Annotated in this window: 16 protein-coding genes and 1 tRNA gene; 11 read left to right on the top strand and 6 right to left on the bottom strand. The window is 64.4% G+C overall.

Annotated elements, in window-relative coordinates; translation table 11 throughout:
- Positions 1–119: 119 nt before the first annotated feature.
- Positions 120–929 carry a TrmH family RNA methyltransferase gene (locus tag E3T47_RS04450; RefSeq protein ID WP_134554648.1) on the top strand — a complete coding sequence of 270 codons (810 nt, stop codon included), beginning with the start codon at positions 120–122 and terminating at the stop codon, positions 927–929.
- A gap of 45 nt (positions 930–974) precedes the next feature.
- Entirely contained in the window at positions 975–2216 is a 1242-nt protein-coding gene (locus E3T47_RS04445) for a D-alanyl-D-alanine carboxypeptidase family protein (RefSeq protein WP_134554647.1), read from the top strand.
- A 20-nt stretch (positions 2217–2236) separates the two neighbouring features.
- Here E3T47_RS04445 and E3T47_RS04440 read toward each other — a convergent pair whose 3' ends face one another.
- The gene (locus E3T47_RS04440; RefSeq protein WP_134554645.1) at positions 2237–3025 is read right to left on the bottom strand and encodes an SGNH/GDSL hydrolase family protein; all 789 of its coding nucleotides are present in this window, start codon (positions 3023–3025) and stop codon (positions 2237–2239) included.
- An 84-nt stretch (positions 3026–3109) separates the two neighbouring features.
- Between E3T47_RS04440 and E3T47_RS04435 the strand changes: the two genes are divergently transcribed.
- Positions 3110–4927 (top strand): DEAD/DEAH box helicase, encoded by a 1818-nt coding sequence (locus tag E3T47_RS04435; protein ID WP_241981936.1) that lies wholly within the window; start codon positions 3110–3112, stop codon positions 4925–4927.
- Here E3T47_RS04435 and E3T47_RS04430 read toward each other — a convergent pair.
- Complete coding sequence (locus E3T47_RS04430; RefSeq protein ID WP_198416586.1) at positions 4924–6129, bottom strand: trans-sulfuration enzyme family protein; 1206 nt, start codon at positions 6127–6129, stop codon at positions 4924–4926. The two genes, E3T47_RS04435 and E3T47_RS04430, sit on opposite strands and share 4 nt — an antisense overlap.
- A 118-nt stretch (positions 6130–6247) precedes the next feature.
- Between E3T47_RS04430 and E3T47_RS04425 the strand changes: the two genes are divergently transcribed.
- Positions 6248–6727 (top strand): Lrp/AsnC family transcriptional regulator, encoded by a 480-nt coding sequence (locus tag E3T47_RS04425; protein ID WP_134554640.1) that lies wholly within the window; start codon positions 6248–6250, stop codon positions 6725–6727.
- Between the two features lie 97 nt (positions 6728–6824).
- Here the strand turns inward: E3T47_RS04425 and cspE are convergent, their stop codons facing one another.
- Together cspE and E3T47_RS04415 are read right to left on the bottom strand one after the other, a co-directional pair.
- Positions 6825–7028, bottom strand: a complete 204-nt coding sequence (cspE, locus tag E3T47_RS04420) for a transcription antiterminator/RNA stability regulator CspE (protein WP_035840308.1) — start codon at positions 7026–7028, stop codon at positions 6825–6827.
- A gap of 312 nt (positions 7029–7340) precedes the next feature.
- Positions 7341–8177: a DUF3097 domain-containing protein gene (locus E3T47_RS04415; protein ID WP_134554638.1), complete on the bottom strand. Its 837-nt coding sequence runs from the start codon at positions 8175–8177 to the stop codon at positions 7341–7343.
- A gap of 59 nt (positions 8178–8236) precedes the next feature.
- Between E3T47_RS04415 and E3T47_RS04410 the strand changes: the two genes are divergently transcribed.
- The 3 genes from E3T47_RS04410 (at position 8237) to E3T47_RS04405 (ending at position 10310) form a co-directional block, all read left to right on the top strand.
- Positions 8237–8947 carry an SOS response-associated peptidase gene (locus E3T47_RS04410; protein WP_134554636.1) on the top strand — a complete coding sequence of 237 codons (711 nt, stop codon included), beginning with the start codon at positions 8237–8239 and terminating at the stop codon, positions 8945–8947.
- A 104-nt stretch (positions 8948–9051) separates the two neighbouring features.
- The gene (locus E3T47_RS15775; RefSeq protein WP_166805612.1) at positions 9052–9216 is read left to right on the top strand and encodes a hypothetical protein; all 165 of its coding nucleotides are present in this window, start codon (positions 9052–9054) and stop codon (positions 9214–9216) included.
- A 158-nt stretch (positions 9217–9374) separates the two neighbouring features.
- Positions 9375–10310, top strand: a complete 936-nt coding sequence (locus tag E3T47_RS04405) for a J domain-containing protein (protein WP_134554635.1) — start codon at positions 9375–9377, stop codon at positions 10308–10310.
- Between the two features lie 4 nt (positions 10311–10314).
- On the opposite strand, the gene E3T47_RS04400 is transcribed toward E3T47_RS04405, so the two are convergent.
- On the bottom strand, positions 10315–11193 hold the full coding sequence (locus E3T47_RS04400) for a hypothetical protein (protein WP_174844634.1): 879 nt from the start codon (positions 11191–11193) through the stop codon (positions 10315–10317).
- A gap of 93 nt (positions 11194–11286) precedes the next feature.
- Here E3T47_RS04400 and E3T47_RS04395 point away from each other — a divergent pair, with 93 nt between their 5' ends.
- The 4 genes from E3T47_RS04395 (at position 11287) to E3T47_RS04380 (ending at position 14769) form a co-directional block, all read left to right on the top strand.
- Positions 11287–11667: a hypothetical protein gene (locus tag E3T47_RS04395; RefSeq protein WP_134554633.1), complete on the top strand. Its 381-nt coding sequence runs from the start codon at positions 11287–11289 to the stop codon at positions 11665–11667.
- Between the two features lie 97 nt (positions 11668–11764).
- Entirely contained in the window at positions 11765–12898 is a 1134-nt protein-coding gene (locus E3T47_RS04390; RefSeq protein WP_134554631.1) for a LolA family protein, read from the top strand.
- A gap of 43 nt (positions 12899–12941) precedes the next feature.
- Positions 12942–13910: an ABC transporter ATP-binding protein gene (locus E3T47_RS04385; protein ID WP_134554629.1), complete on the top strand. Its 969-nt coding sequence runs from the start codon at positions 12942–12944 to the stop codon at positions 13908–13910.
- A complete protein-coding gene (locus tag E3T47_RS04380) occupies positions 13897–14769 on the top strand; it encodes an ABC transporter permease (protein WP_134554627.1) in 873 nt (290 codons plus the stop codon). The genes E3T47_RS04385 and E3T47_RS04380 overlap by 14 nt, the downstream gene beginning before the upstream one ends.
- 108 nt (positions 14770–14877) lie before the next feature.
- Here E3T47_RS04380 and E3T47_RS04375 read toward each other — a convergent pair.
- Positions 14878–14962: transfer RNA gene (locus E3T47_RS04375), tRNA-Leu, on the bottom strand.
- Positions 14963–15051 lie beyond the last annotated feature (89 nt).

The raw sequence follows: 15051 nt of genomic DNA, 5'->3' as shown, positions 1-15051 counted from the left end.
TCGGGCCAGGGCGCACGGGAGAAGGTGCTCTTTACTTGATTCTAAACTCGTATGTTTTCCGGTTTGACGACCCACCTGTCAGGCTTGCCCTCAACACTCGTCTCGAAAGGCACTTTTTCGTGCAAATCACCCGAATCACCGACCTGTCCAGCGCGGGTCTCGCCGACTATTCGCGTTTGACGGATGTCGCACTCCGGCGAGTCCTGGAACCGGCCGGCGGCCTGTACATCGCTGAGTCGCCCAAGGTCATCGCCCGCGCGCTGAACGCCGGCCATCGCCCCCGCTCCCTGCTCATTCAGGAACAGTGGATGCCCGACGCCGAGCGCTTGCTCGCTGACTGGCCAGAGGTGCCGATCTACGTCGGTGAGGCGAGCGTTCTGGAACAGTTGACCGGCTACAACTTGCATCGCGGCGCCCTCGCCGCCATGCACCGGCCGGAGCTCAAACCGGTCGAGGCGCTGCTGACGAATGCTCGCCGAATCGTCATTCTTGAAGACATCGTCGATCACACCAATGTAGGTGCGATTTTTCGCTCCGTTGCCGGGCTCGGTGCCGATGCCGTACTGATCACCCCGCGCTGCGCCGACCCGCTCTACCGGCGCAGCGTGCGCGTGAGCATGGGCACTGTGTTGCAGGTACCGTGGACTCGGCTGCCGCAGTGGGGCGTAGCCGCCCCCCTGCTGCACGACGCCGGCTTTCACCTGGCCGCCTTGGCGCTGGCCGACAACGCCGTGTCGCTCGACGTGTTCGCCGAGGCTGCGCCGGAACGGCTCGCCATCATCCTCGGCGCCGAAGGCGACGGGCTTAGCCAGCATGCCCTTGCCGCGGCCGACACGGTCGTGACCATCCCGATGCTGCACGGGGTTGACTCGCTCAATGTCGCTTCTGCAAGTGCCGTCGCGCTCTACGCCCTGCGCAGTCGTTCGTAACTCGGGCGGGCCTGATGCACGACACGAAGAAGTTAGGCTGAACGGATGTCTCCCTCCCGGCGTGTAGTCATTCAACGACGGCGACTGGCCGTCTTCAGCATTCTGCTCGTCGTGCTGGGCGGCGTCGGCTACATCGGTACCACCAATCTGGCTCCGGTGCCGGCGAGTGCCGCAGCGCTCCTGCAGCCTGCCGACCTTACCCAGCAGGTAGCCGCACCGACCTGGCCGAGTTTCGGTCAGAGCGCCATCGGCGCGGTCGGTTTTCCCGGTGTTCTGGCTGCGAGTGGTGAAGAGGACACTGTTCCGATCGCGAGCATCACCAAGATGGTCACCGCCCTCGTCATCCTCGATGCGAAGCCGCTCGCCGCCGGCGAGACCGGACCAGACATTATTTTCACCGAGGCCGACGTGGAGATCTACTACGACGTGATCGCCGAGAACGGTTCGGTGGCCCCCGTCGTGTCAGGAATGGTGCTCACCCAGCGAGAGGCCTTCGAGGCCATGTTGCTGCCATCGGCCAACAACTACGCGGCCTCCCTCGCGGTGTGGGCGTACGGCTCCCTTGACAACTACCTGGCGGCGGCGGCTGCCTGGCTGTCCGACAAGGCCCTGACTGAGACCAGCGTCGCCGACACCAGTGGTCTGTCGACCTCGAGCGTGAGCAGCCCGGCCGACCTTGTTGAGATCGGCAAGCTCGTCGTCGGTCACCCCGCCCTGGCCGAGATCGTCGCCTTGCAGTCGGCAGTGCTGCCGGTCATAGGCACCATCACGAACACAAACAAACTGCTTGGTCGTGATGGCATCAACGGTATCAAGACGGGAACCACAGATGTCGCCGGTGCCTGTCTGCTGTTTTCGACCGACTTCACGGTCGGCAACAGCACGGTAACCCTCGTCGGCGTGGTGCTCGGCGGCGACACTCACTCCGAGCTCAATTCGGCGATTTCCGCGCTCGTTGCGAGCGTAAAACCCGGGTTCCACGAGGTGGTCCTGGCCGAAGCCGGTGCCGCATTCGGCAGGTACACGACCGAGTGGGGTGACGTGAGCGATATCGTTGCTGAACGGACGGCATCCGTTCTGGTCTGGTCGGATTCACCCATCTCGGGAGCCGCGACGGCCGCTGATGTGCAGCTCGGACGGGCTGGCGACGAGATCGGGGAGGTGACTTTCACGATCGGAACCGAAGCGTCGACGACGGTGACGGTACCGCTCGAACTCCAGCACACCCTGACCGATCCCGGCCCGGCCTGGCGCATGGGGCACCCCGGCGAACTCGCTGCCGGCTGACCGCACGGAGGAAACACCGGTCACATGGGCGGCAGGGTGAACGGGCCGGCCTCTGGCCGTTTGGGCAGCACGTGGTCCCCGGAGGACTGGTGGCGCACACGCCGCAGTACCCAGGGCACGAGGTACTCCCGCGCCCAGGCGAAGTCTTCGGTGCGAGCCTGACGCCAGCTGGTTCCCGGCATCGGCTCAGGCGCGCTCGGTTCGAGGGAATTCTTTATGTTAAGGGTTTGCAGAACCATGCGCGCGACCGTGTGGTGCCCGAGCGCATTGAGGTGCAGCCGGTCGGGAGCCCACAGCCGTGGGTCCTGGATCTCGGTCAGCTGCCACATATCGGCCACGATGCAGTCATACCTCGTGGCGATGGCGCGAATGTTCTCGTTGTAGATGGCAACCTTGCCGCGAATGCTGCGAAACACGGGGGAGAAGCCCACATCGGCGCCGGTGAACAGCACGATCGTCGCACCGTCCTGGCTCAAGCGGGAAATCACTTCGTCACAGCGCGCCGCGATGAAATCGGGGTCGGTACCAGGTCGGATCACGTCGTTGCCGCCGGCCGAGATGGTGATCAGGTCGGGGCGCAGGGCCAGGGCCGGTTCGATTTGCTCGGCGGCAATCTGCCGGATGAGTTTGCCCCGCACGGCGAGGTTCGCGTAGGCGAAGTCCTCGGTGCCGTCGCTCAGTACCTCGGCCACCCGATCGGCCCAGCCCCGGTGCCCGCCGGGGCTTTGAACTTCAGGATCGCCGATGCCTTCGGTGAACGAATCACCTAGCGCGACGTAGCGTGACCAGGGATGCTGTTGCTTCGTCATCGACCCAGTCTGTCTGACCACCCCGCCTCCGGTCGAACCCGCCGCGCGCGCGAACGTCGGTGGGCTTTGATAGATTTGGCAGAAGTGAATACTCCATCTGTTTTCGGTCCCGCACAGGGAACGAGTGCAGCCGAACACCTTTCGCCGTCCTTCCCAGAACGGGCGGCCTGGGGTACCGCCGGCAAACTGCGCGCCTGGCAAGCCGAAGCGCTCGAAGCCTACTTCGTGCACGAACCCCGCGACTTCCTTGCAGCGGCCACACCCGGCGCCGGGAAGACGACGTTCGCCCTGCGTCTGGCGGCCGAACTCCGGTCTCGGCGCACAATCGACCGCATCACGGTCGTTGCCCCGACCGAGCATCTCAAGAACCAGTGGGCGGATGCCGCGGCGCGCGCGGGCATCCGTCTCGATCCCATGTTCAAGAACGCCGACCGCAGTTATGGCAGTCACTATCACGGGGTCGTCGTCACTTACGCCCAGGTCGCAGCTCGGGCCGCGCTGCACAAGCAGCTGACCGAGTCGAGCCGCACCCTGGTCATCCTCGACGAGATCCATCACGGGGGAGACGCCCTGAGCTGGGGCGACGCGATCCGCGAGGCCTTCGGCCCGGCCACCCGCAGGCTATCTCTGACCGGCACCCCGTTCCGCTCCGACACCTCGCCGATTCCCTTCGTGAGCTACCTGCCCGACAAACATGGCATACGCATGTCGCAGAGCGACTACGCCTACGGGTACGGCCGTGCCCTCGCCGACGGCGTGGTGCGCCCGGTGATGTTCATGGTCTACGCCGGACACATGAAGTGGCGCACCCGCGCCGGCGACGAGATGGAAGCCAAGCTCGGCGAGGGTAACACCAAGGACATCACGAGCCAGGCCTGGCGCACCGCGCTCGAGCCCAGCGGACAGTGGATACCCTCCGTATTGCGCGCCGCTAATTCTCGCCTGACCGAGGTGCGGCACGGCATTCCGGATGCCGGTGGCCTCGTCATAGCCACCGACCAGACCACCGCACGCGCCTACGCCGTCATTCTGGAAGACATCTGCGGGGAGCCGGTCACCATCGTGCTCTCCGACGAGAAGGAGGCGAGCGACCGCATCGACGAGTTCTCCAAGAACACCCGCCGCTGGATGGTCGCCGTGCGCATGGTGTCGGAGGGCGTTGATGTGCCGCGCCTCGCCGTCGGCGTCTACGCGACGAGCGCGGCAACGCCGCTCTACTTCGCGCAGGCGATCGGCCGGTTCGTGCGGGCCCGCCGGCGGGGCGAGACGGCATCCATTTTTCTGCCCAACGTTCCCGGGCTGCTCAGCCTGGCCAACGCGCTCGAGCTTGAACGTGACCATGCACTCGACCGCAGCAACCGTGAAGACGGCGACGACGGCATGTACAACCCCGAAGATGCCATGGTCGCCGCGGCGAACAAGGAAGACAAAGCGTCCGATGACCTTGGCCTGGATGATTTTACCTGGCAGGCCCTTGACTCACAGGCGACGTTCGACATGGTCATGTTCGACGGTGACGAATTCGGTGAGCTCGCCGAACCCGGCACCGATGAAGAGTTCGACTTCATCGGCATCCCGGGCCTGCTAGAGCCGGAACAGGTCTCTGAGTTGCTGCGGCAACGCCAGTCCCGGCAGTCGAAACGATCGACCGACAAGCGCAAAAACCCGGTCACCGGTGAAATAGCCCCGCTCGAGCCGCCGCCGCTGTACCGTACTCTCAAGGAACAGCGCACCCTGCTGTCGAGCCTCGTGGGCATGTGGTCGAAGCTCGCCAACGAGCCGCACGGCATGATCCACGCCGAGATGCGTCGGATCTGTGGAGGGCCCGCCGTCGCCCAGGCCAGCGTGACTCAGCTGCAAATGCGCATCGACCTGCTGCGCCGCCGCCTCGGCCGCAGCTAGCTCCGCAGCGTTGCCGACCGCGCGGCGGCGCCCACGGGCACGCGGGCGACCAACAGTGCGGTCAGAATGTCGTTCATCAGATCATCGACGTGTTCCAACCCAATCGACAGGCGCACGATGCCGGTACCCGGGCGTGCCTCCGCCGCAACCGGCCGGTGGGTCAGTGACGCCGGATGCTGCACGAGGGAGTCGACACCGCCGAGCGACACGGCGTGCGTGATCAGCCGCAGCGTTTCGGTGAAGCGCACTGCGGCCGCACAGGAGCCGAGGTCCAGGGCGATCAGGGAGCCGGCCCCGGCACTCTGGCGGCCGATCAGCCCCTGTGGGTCCTGGCCGGGCAGGCCGGGGTACAGCACACGGATCAGCGCCGGGTGTTCGTGGAGCCGGGCAGCGATCGCACCAGCTGTGACCTGTTGGGCGCGTACCCGAATCGGCAGGGTGCGCAGGCCACGATGCAGCAGGTAGGCGTTGAACGGCTGCAGTAAGCCACCGGTGAGCGCGCGCACCTGCCGCAGGCGCACCATCCACTCCTCCGGCCCCGAGACGGTTCCGCCCATGGCGTCGCCGTGCCCACCGAGGAATTTCGTCGCGCTGTGCAGCACCAGGGTAGCCCCCGACTCGATCGGGCGCTGCAGTACCGGGGTAGCGAAGGTATTGTCCACCAACACCGGAACATTTCCGGCGGCCGCCACGACCGCCCGAATATCGGTGAGCTCGAGGGTTGGGTTGGCCGGCGTCTCCAGAACGACCAGGCCGGTGTTCGAACGGATGGCCGCAGCCACGCCGGCCAGATCGGTCCAGGTGACCGTCGTGCCAAGCAGCCCACTGGCCAGGACATGATCGGTTCCGCCGTAGAGGGGGCGCAGGGCCACGATATGGGGCTTGCTGGCGGTGACCGTCGCGATGAGCGTCGCGGTGAGGGCGGCCATCCCGGTGGCGAAGGCCACGGTGCCCTCGGCCCGTTCCAATGCCGCGAGTGCACTTTCGAACCGGGCGACTCCGGGCTGCCACAACCGTTGGTAGACGGCAGAGTCCCCGGGCTCCGGCGTACCGCCGGTCGCCAGGTTCTCGTAGGACTCTCCGCCCGCCTCCACACCGCGCAGCGGATTCGTGGTCGACAGGTCGATACCCGGAACGTGAACTCCGGCTTCGGTGAGGCCGTCCATTCCGGCGTGCACGGCAAGGGTTTCAATATGTGACATCAGTGGCAGCATGCCCTCACAGAAACAGATTCTGTGTTTTGGCGCAAGGCAGCCTGCAGACCCTTGCAAAACTTTATTTGGCATCGCATAAACTGCTTGATAACGAGGGAGTCTCTTTATGGAATCGAAGAAGCCAGAACTTGACCGGGTTGACCGTGCACTCCTCCGTGCCCTGTCGGTCAATGCCCGGGCGTCGGGTGCTGCCCTGGCGACTGAAATCGGAGTCGCCGAGTCCACGGTGTCTTTGCGCCTGCGCCGCCTTCAACAACTCGGCCACATTCGTGGCTACCGGGCCAATATCGATTTGGCCGCGCTCGGTGCCAGCCTGCAGGCACTAATCTCGGTGCGGCTCGCCAAGCACGCCCGGGTTCAGATCGATGACTTTCGTAACGCCGCCCCGCACTGGCCCGGCGTGATCGGGCTCTTTCATACGGCCGGTGCCGACGACTACCTGCTGCACGTGGCCGCAGCTGATGCCTCCCACCTGCGCGACTTCGTGTTGGAACATCTTGCAGAGCATCCGGCCGTCGCCCACACTGAAACGAACCTGATCTTTGAATATGTCGACGGTGACGGCTGGCAAGATCTGGTCAAATAGTGGGGCAGGCCTTCCGGCCCGTATCGCCGACCGGCCCGAACTGATTAACATAAGAACGCCTCCCGCCGAAGCGGGAGGCGTTCTTCGCAAGCTCTATTTAGAGGGCGCGGATGTTCTCGGCCTGAGGACCCTTGGGGCCCTGGGTTACCTCGAACTCAACCTTCTGGTTCTCATCGAGGGACTTGTAGCCGTTCGACGCGATCGCGGAGTAGTGCGCGAAAACATCGGCGCTTCCGTCGTCGGGTGCGATAAAGCCGAAGCCCTTTTCAGCGTTGAACCATTTCACGGTACCTGTTGCCATTTGTAAAACTCCTCCAGGAGTGTTAGACCGGCCCCGACTGTCGGGACCGTTCGTCGCGGTATTCGTCGTCCGCTTCCGAAAGGAATGTGGCGCACAGACCGCGATCCAGTTGAATCACAGTCGGGGCGTTTAAGACGTGCAAGCACTACAACTACGTGTCCAACACTAGCCCACAAGTCTGGACGGTTTCAAAATTCCCAGCCTTTTTGACATGAAAGCGTTACGTTCACGGCAAAATTCGCGTGAACTCCCGGTCTAGCACTACCCGGAGAAGCTCCCGGGCACCCGTTGGCCGAAACTCGTTACGGCGTGTCATTCGGCTGTGACGAAGTCGATAAGTTGTTCCACGCGCCCCAAAAGTTGCGGTTCCAGATCGGCAAAAGTACGCACCTGCGCGAGAATTCGCTGCCAGGCCCGCGCGATGTCGGCCTGCTCCTCGGACGGCCAGCCGAGGGCGTCGCAGATGCCGTGTTTCCACTCGATACTTCGCGGCACCGTGGGCCAGGCTGTGAGGCCAACTCGTGCTGGTTTGACCGATTGCCAGACGTCGACGAAGGGATGCCCGACCACGAGCACGCTCGCGGCGAACGGCCCGCGCGCCACGGCCTCGGCGATGCGGCTTTCCTTCGAACCCGGAACGAGGTGGTCGACCAGCACTCCGGCCCGACGGCCGGGTCCCGGCCGGAATTTCCGGAGGATCTCGTCGAGGTTGTCGACTCCCTCGATGTATTCAACGACGACACCTTCGATGCGCAGATCGGCGCCCCAGACCTTTTCGACCAGCTCGGCGTCGTGACGCCCCTCGACGAAGAGGCGGCTGGCGCGCGCGACCCGGGCCGGGGCGTTCGGTACGGCGGTCGAACCCGAAGCCGTGCGCAACCGGCCGAGAGCGGCGGCCATCGTCGGAGCCACGAGGTTCACCGGGCGACCGTCGATCAGAAAACCGGAGCCGAGCGGAAATAGTCGCAGTTTGCCGTGCCGATCCTCCAGGGTGACGATCTTCTTTTCCACCCGAGTGACCGCACCGCAAAATCCCGTGGCGACCTCCTCGACGACGAGGTCACGCGTGGCTTCCTGCGTCGGAATGATCCGGCGGCCAGCGTCGCGCCACCCGGGGGAGAGCACGTCTGCACTGTATCGATCGTCCATTGCATCGACGCTAGCGGACAACCGTGAATCACCCGGGCAGGGCGCGGTATTCTCGGAGTATGTGTGGTCGATTCATCATTACCGATACAGCGCCGGACTTGGCGGCCATGTTCGATGTCGAACACGAGGGGGAGAACCTGCCGGAGCCGTCCTGGAACATCCGGCCGACCGAGCAGATCCCAATCGTGCTTGAATCCGCTAGAACCGATCCGGCGGTGCGCCGGCTGGAATCGGCCCGCTGGTCGTTGATTCCCTCGTTCGCGACCGAACCGTCCTCGAAATTTCCGACCTTCAATGCGCGAGCAGAAACTGCTGCCGAGAAACCGACCTTCAAAACATCCGTGCGATCACAGCGAGCCCTGGTGCCCGCCACGGGATACTTCGAGTGGCGCACCGAAGGCACCGTCAAGACGCCGTTTTTTGTTCACTCCGACGATGGCCTGCCGCTGGCCTTTGCCGGCCTGTATTCCTGGTGGAAGAACCCGGCAGCCGCCAATACCGATCCGGCGCGGTGGGTGCTGTCCGCTACCATTTTAACGACGGATGCCCGGGGCCCGCTCGCGCAAATTCACGACCGCACCCCCGTAGCTTTGCCGGAGGAGTGGTGGGACCATTGGCTGGACCCGGCCACCGAGGGCGATCAGGCACTGGTCGACGCCGCCGTAGCAGCCTCTCGTGAGGTCCTGGAATCGCTGGATTTCCACGAGGTCGCCCCGGTGACCGGGAACGGCCCCGAACTGATCGCGCCCCTTAACGTCGATCCGATGTAATTGCACCCGGCCCCAAACGGTACGCTCGAATCAGTACGAACAATCAGCACGCACAAATCAGTGACCGGCGATATTACGCGGGCGCTGCCGGGAAAGGACCCCCCATGAACATTGTCGCCTTCGTCGTAGCGTTTGCGATCTTCGTCTTCGGTCTCTGGCTGTTCGGCCTCGCTTTCTCGGTCACGTCGCTGATGGCACCGATCTTCGTCGGAGGAATCCTGTGCGTTTCATTTGCCATGGCAATTCCGTTCCACCTGCTGCGCGACTAAGCGTCCCGAGGTCTCCTTGGTGCCGGCGGGTGGGGGCCACTCGTCGTATCCGGGTAGGGCTCGCCTACCCTCGGCCCGGTGTCAGAATCCCACGGTAGCGTTGACGTTCCAATCGTTTCCGCAACGATTGCCCCGAACACGGAAAGGTCCCGCCCAGGATGCAAGACAGCCCGGCCGCATCCACCCCCTACGAGGTCCTCGGCGTGAGTCCGACCGCCACCGATGATGAACTGCGGCGCGCCTATCGGCTGCTGCTCCGCCAGACTCACCCCGATGTCGGCGGCAACGCGACCAAATTTCACGCTGTGCAGCTCGCCTGGGAACGCATTGGCAGCCCCGAGAGCCGAGCCGTCTACGATCGTCGGCGCTTCGACAACACCGAGCCGAGTGCCGCACCGGATGCCTACGCCGCCCCCTCCTCCCGCGGCCCCGCCACCAAATCCAGCCTGAAAACTCGCATGCACGGTCATCCCGGTGGCCAGGCGCGGCTGAGGTACCTCGATTTAGTGCGCGAATGGGCCGGCCGCGGGACGGTCATCGACGATCCGTATGCGCCAGCCCTTATTCGCAGCGCCCCCCGACTCGTGCGCCACTGTCTCGCCAAGGCCCTCGCCGAAGAGGCCACCGCGCAGCTAGTCGCCAACCTCGGCATCGGATTCACGGCCTGGCACGACATTGATACCGGCGGCCAGACCGACAAACTCGACCACATCATCCTCGGCCCGGCAGGCCTGTTCGGCCTGCTCTCCGAAGATTGGGGCGGCTCGGTTCAGCTGCGCCGCGGCGAACTGGTCGGCGAGGAGGTGCCAGACGAGGATCGCCCCATCCACCACTTCGACGACGCCGCCAAGATGATCGCCCGCGGTCTCAAGGTGCGTTTCACGGCGCTCATCGTCGTGCTGCCAGACGGGGCCGTCGACGAACCCGTGTCGCTGCCCAAGCGCGGCCGCAGGCCGATGATCATCGTCATCCCGCGTTCGCGCCTCGTCGGCGTGCTGCGCGAAGGACTGGCCGGCATGGAACGCGGCAGCTTCGAGAAGGTCTTCGAGTTGCGCAGTACCCTGCTAAACGGCATCCGCTTTGTGAACACCTAAACGGTTACGCGGGAAGTGCGAGCTTCTTGACCCAGTACCGCAGGAACGTCGCTCCGGCTTCGTCGTGAATTTGGTCTCCGATCACGATTACCGGGTACGGCCGGTCCAGAAGTCCGTCGGATGGCCGCACATCCACGTGGGAGACGTCGTAGCCGGCCTCGTGCAGGTGGTCGGCCATACGATAGTCGCTGCGGGAATCTCCCACCGAACGCCACAATCGGGGTAGCGGGCCCCTGCGCGCGAAGTAGTCGAGCGCTCGTTTCGCGGCATGGTCCTTGTCCAGGGTGATGGATTCGATATCGGTGGAAATGATCGTGGCGTCCAACCGAAACCGAATCCGGCCCGAGGTATCCGGTGATTCGAGGCCGTTGAGTCGCACGCCGAGCCCGTGTTTCACCAAAATGGCGTAGGCCGCCGTGTTGAATTCGGGTTGGCGGGCGCGAAAGTCAGCGTGGCTCACGTCGGTGCGCTGCTCGACCGAGATCATGGCCTGCTTCGTCTCGTCGAAAAACATCTCGGTCGCAAACGATTGCGTGACCAGGTGACGCACCTCGTCGATGACCGCTGCCGGCAGCGCCACCGCCCGGTCGACCACCACCTCACCCATACCGTGCCGTTCGATCGGAAACCAGACGGCACCCTTTTCGCAGACTCCGTACATGCGAAAGTTCTGCGGAAGACCGGCTGCCACGAGCGGGGCGACGACCTGCTCGCGAATGAAGCCGGCTGACCGCCCCGTGATGAATGCGATTGGCACGTGTCCGGCCGCGAGGGTGATCAGGTCCGTCACGATACTCGGCGTGGCAATGGTGCGTGAGATCGGGCTTGCAATCGGACCGTCGACGTCGAGAAGCAGTCCCAGCGGGGACACAGGCGTAGGCATGCCTGTAGTCTCCCACAGCTGCCGTTGCCGCGTCGGGGCTCGCCGACAAGAGGATGCTGCGCCCGCTTGGCCGAGCGCCTATCGTTGACTGAGATGATTACGCGACGAGAAATAGCATTACGCCTGGACATTCCGCTGGAAATGGCGGCACGCCACGGTATTCCTTCGCGCCTCAGTGAAGGGCAGCTCGCCAAGCTCGAGGCCGAACCGCCGGTCTGGCTGGTGCAGTCGCGCGCCAATCGCACCGGCAAAAAGCCCGTCTGGGTGCAGTTGACCTGCACGATCTGCGGTTACACCGAATCCGTTCGCCCGAAGAAGTGGTGGCCGACGTTCACCTACATCAGTTGCTCCAACCATGGCTTCGACGAATTGCCAGAACCGGCCGCTGGATTCGGGCGCACCGAGTGTGACGGCATTGGCAGCCAGTTCATCGGCATCACCGATGAGGCCCCGGAGCAGAGCGCACCAGTCTGACCTTTCGCGCACCTGAAAATCCGCTGATCTGCCAGCCTTCCGTCATGCTCGGGGCGTACGATTTCGGTATGAATCCGAATGCACGAGGTCGTTGATCATGTCGCACATTTCTCTCCGTTGGCTCCCCGCCCTCGTCGTACCGGCGGTCGTTGTCTGTGCGGTAGTGGCCGTGCCGCTCCAAGCCGGTGCTGCCGTCGATCTGCCCGATAAAACTCCGCAACAGGTTCTACTCCTCGTCAACGACAGCACAGCTTCGGCCTTCGCCGGCACGGTCGCCCAATCATCCGATCTGGGCCTACCATCGGTGGACCTCAGCGCGGGCATGAGCAATGTCGCCCCCGGCCAAGCATCGTCCGGTGAAGGGTCGGCCGGGGCGCTGTCCACGGTGTTGGAACTGCTCAGCGGATCGCACGAATTCCGGGTATACGTCGGAGGCGAGACCCAGTCCCGTGTGCAGGTCAAGGACCGCATGGCCGAGCGTGATGTGATCCACAACGGCAGCGACGTCTGGCTGTACGATTCGAACAGCAACGCGGCGACTCACCTGACTCTTCCGGCCGACCTCGCCGCTACGGCCGAAGCGAAATTCGCCGAGTTGCAGTCGCAGTTGCCCGCTGACCTGTCGACGCCGGCCCAGCTCGCCGAGCGCTTCCTGGGCGAACTCGACCCGAGTACGGCGGTCTCGGTCGGCACCGACGCCCGTGTCGCCGGTCGCAGCGTCTACCAGCTGGTGCTTACTCCCAAAGTAACGGACACCCTCGTCGCATCCGTGTCGATCGCAGTGGACTCGGAGACAGGCCTACCGTTGCAGGTGACAGTGCTGGCCCAGGGACAGTCTGCGCCGGCATTCCAGGTCGGCTTCACCGCCATCGATTTCGCGGCTCCAAATGCGGCATTGTTCAATTTTGTGCCGCCGGCAGGTGCCACGGTAAACGAGCAGGTCATGCCTGACTTGTCCGACGACACTGCCGGTGACCACGCGGCTGATCACAGCGCAGCAGCGGGCGAGGCGCCTGTCGTCACGGGAACGGGGTGGTCTGCCATTATCGAAGTGCCCGCTACGGCGGTACCGGCGAAACTGGGTGACAACCCCCTGATTGACCAACTGACGACGGCCGTCGATGGTGGCCGCGCTCTGACCACGTCGCTCCTCACGGTTTTTCTTGCCAGCGACGGTCGTGTTTTCGCCGGCGCGGTTCCGCTCGCCCAGCTCCAGACAGCCGCCGAGTAATGTCCCAAGCCGTGCTGGCGGTAGCACTGCCGCGCCCTACGCTGTGATCGGCGTTACCCCGGAGGAGGATCTCGCGATCGAAAGCCGGGGTCTCACCAAACGGTTCGGCAGGCAAACCGCTGTGAACGGCATCGACCTTGCGGTTCCCCGCGGCTCCGTCTTCGGGTTTCTCGGTCCTAACGGTTCAGGGAAGACCACGAGCATTCGCATGCTTCTCGCCCTCACCCAAGCGACGAGCGGCTCCATCAACGTGCTCGGTCGGCGCATGCCTGCCCGATTGCACGATGTGCTGCCCCGGGTCGGTGCCCTCGTCGAAGGACCGGCGTTCTATCCTTTTCTCTCCGGTGCGGCCAACCTGCGTCGGCTCGACACCGCCGACCGACACGCTCCGGGCGGCACCCGCGCTGCCCGGGTGCAGCTCGCCCTCGAACGGGTGGGACTCTCGCACGCGGCCGACAAGAAGGTGCACGCGTATTCCCTCGGCATGAAGCAGCGGCTCGGCATCGCCAATGCGCTGCTGCTCCCACGGGAACTGCTGGTCCTCGATGAGCCCACGAACGGCCTCGATCCCCAAGGCACCAGGGAAGTTCGCAACCTCGTGCGTTCCCTGGCCGCTGAGGGAACGACCGTGTTCGTCTCCAGCCATCTGCTCGCCGAGGTCGAACAGATCTGCACCCATGCTGCCGTGATGAGTGCTGGCAGCATCGTGGCCCAGGGCACACTGGCCGCGCTGCGACAGGTCGGCGACACGCGGGTGCGCGTGCGCACACCTGATACCCAGAGCGCGGTCCGCGTGCTCACCCACCTTGGGCTGGACCCGACACAGACTCAGAACGATCGTGCTGACCCGGACGTAGTCGCGCTGCTTCGCGGCACCCACTGGCAGCCCGAGGCCATCGTGACGGCGCTCGTGGCCGGTGGGGTGCGCATTCGCGGCTTCATTATCGAGGAGCCGAGCCTCGAAGAACGCTTCGTTGCCTTGACGGGGGAGGGTTTCGATGTCGTCCAGTGACGTTCCTCCACCGGAGAACGATGTTAACCCTACACACCGCGGGGTTGGCTGGGACCTGCTCGGATCCGAGATCATGGTGCTGTTTCGCCGCCGCCGCACCTGGGCCATGCTCGTCGCCCTGGCGCTCATCCCCATCCTCCTTGCCGTCGCGGTGCGGTTGTCGTCTTCGACACTGGACCCGGGGGAGGGGCCGCCCTTTCTCGATCGAGTGTCCCAGAACGGACTGTTCGTCGGCTTCACCGCGATGGTCGTCGCCATTCCCCTCTTTCTACCGCTCACCATTGGTGTGGTCGCCGGAGACACGATCGCCGGTGAAGCCGGCCTTGGCACCCTGCGCTACCTCCTAGTGGCGCCGGCTGGCCGGGTGCGGCTGTTGCTGGTCAAGTACACGGGTGCGGCCCTGTTCTGTCTTGTAGCGTCTTTGACGCTTACCGTGTCCGGAGCGCTCATCGGGGCAGCTCTCTTCCCGGTCGGCCCGGTCACGCTGTTATCCGGAGACACCGTCAGCGTGACCGAGTCGCTGTTGCGCTCCCTGCTCGTTGCCGCCTACGTCACCGTCTCGCTGCTGGGGCTGTCCATGATCGGGCTGTTCATCTCCACCCTCACGGACGTTCCGGTGGGGGCCATGGCGGCGACGATCGTGGTCTCGGTCGTCGCCCAGATCCTCGATATCATTCCGCAGCTGTCCTGGCTGCACCCGTGGCTGTTCAGCCACTACTGGCTCGGCTTCGCGGACCTGCTCCGGCAACCCCTCGACCTCGGTTCGTTCGGCCAGAACGCGGTCGTACAGGTGTGCTACGCGGCTGTTTTCGGGTCATTGGCCTACAGCCGGTTCGTGACCAAGGACATTTTGTCCTGATTTCCAGCCTGCGGCAAAGGCGCTTAACGAGACAAGGCCGGATCCAATGGATCCGGCCTTGTGAACTGTCTCAACCAGTCCTCGTTGATTTCCCGAAAGAAATCTCCGTGTCCGAGATGGGAATTGAACCCACACGCCCTTAACGGGCACTGGCACCTCAAGCCAGCGCGTCTACCAATTCCGCCACCCGGACTGGGTGAAACGGCCTCCGGATGAACCGGCTGCCGAGGTAATAACTTAGCACGCTTTAGAAGCCCTGTTGTGTCACTGCCCCCAGCACCG

This window comes from Cryobacterium ruanii (assembly GCF_004404055.1).
GTDB lineage: Bacteria > Actinomycetota > Actinomycetes > Actinomycetales > Microbacteriaceae > Cryobacterium > Cryobacterium ruanii.
The sequence above is the reverse complement of the archived record's forward strand: the minus strand, read 5'-3'. Positions and strand labels throughout refer to the sequence as shown.

Coding starts and splice junctions, on each gene's coding strand:
- E3T47_RS04445 (WP_134554647.1), top strand. CDS start 975: ATGTCTCCCTCCCGGCGTGTAGTCATTCAACGACGGCGACTGGCCGTC.
- E3T47_RS04440 (WP_134554645.1), bottom strand. CDS start 3,025: ATGACGAAGCAACAGCATCCCTGGTCACGCTACGTCGCGCTAGGTGAT.
- E3T47_RS04430 (WP_198416586.1), bottom strand. CDS start 6,129: ATGTCACATATTGAAACCCTTGCCGTGCACGCCGGAATGGACGGCCTC.
- E3T47_RS04425 (WP_134554640.1), top strand. CDS start 6,248: ATGGAATCGAAGAAGCCAGAACTTGACCGGGTTGACCGTGCACTCCTC.
- cspE (WP_035840308.1), bottom strand. CDS start 7,028: ATGGCAACAGGTACCGTGAAATGGTTCAACGCTGAAAAGGGCTTCGGC.
- E3T47_RS04415 (WP_134554638.1), bottom strand. CDS start 8,177: ATGGACGATCGATACAGTGCAGACGTGCTCTCCCCCGGGTGGCGCGAC.
- E3T47_RS04410 (WP_134554636.1), top strand. CDS start 8,237: ATGTGTGGTCGATTCATCATTACCGATACAGCGCCGGACTTGGCGGCC.
- E3T47_RS15775 (WP_166805612.1), top strand. CDS start 9,052: ATGAACATTGTCGCCTTCGTCGTAGCGTTTGCGATCTTCGTCTTCGGT.
- E3T47_RS04405 (WP_134554635.1), top strand. CDS start 9,375: ATGCAAGACAGCCCGGCCGCATCCACCCCCTACGAGGTCCTCGGCGTG.
- E3T47_RS04400 (WP_174844634.1), bottom strand. CDS start 11,193: ATGCCTACGCCTGTGTCCCCGCTGGGACTGCTTCTCGACGTCGACGGT.
- E3T47_RS04395 (WP_134554633.1), top strand. CDS start 11,287: ATGATTACGCGACGAGAAATAGCATTACGCCTGGACATTCCGCTGGAA.
- E3T47_RS04390 (WP_134554631.1), top strand. CDS start 11,765: ATGTCGCACATTTCTCTCCGTTGGCTCCCCGCCCTCGTCGTACCGGCG.
- E3T47_RS04380 (WP_134554627.1), top strand. CDS start 13,897: ATGTCGTCCAGTGACGTTCCTCCACCGGAGAACGATGTTAACCCTACA.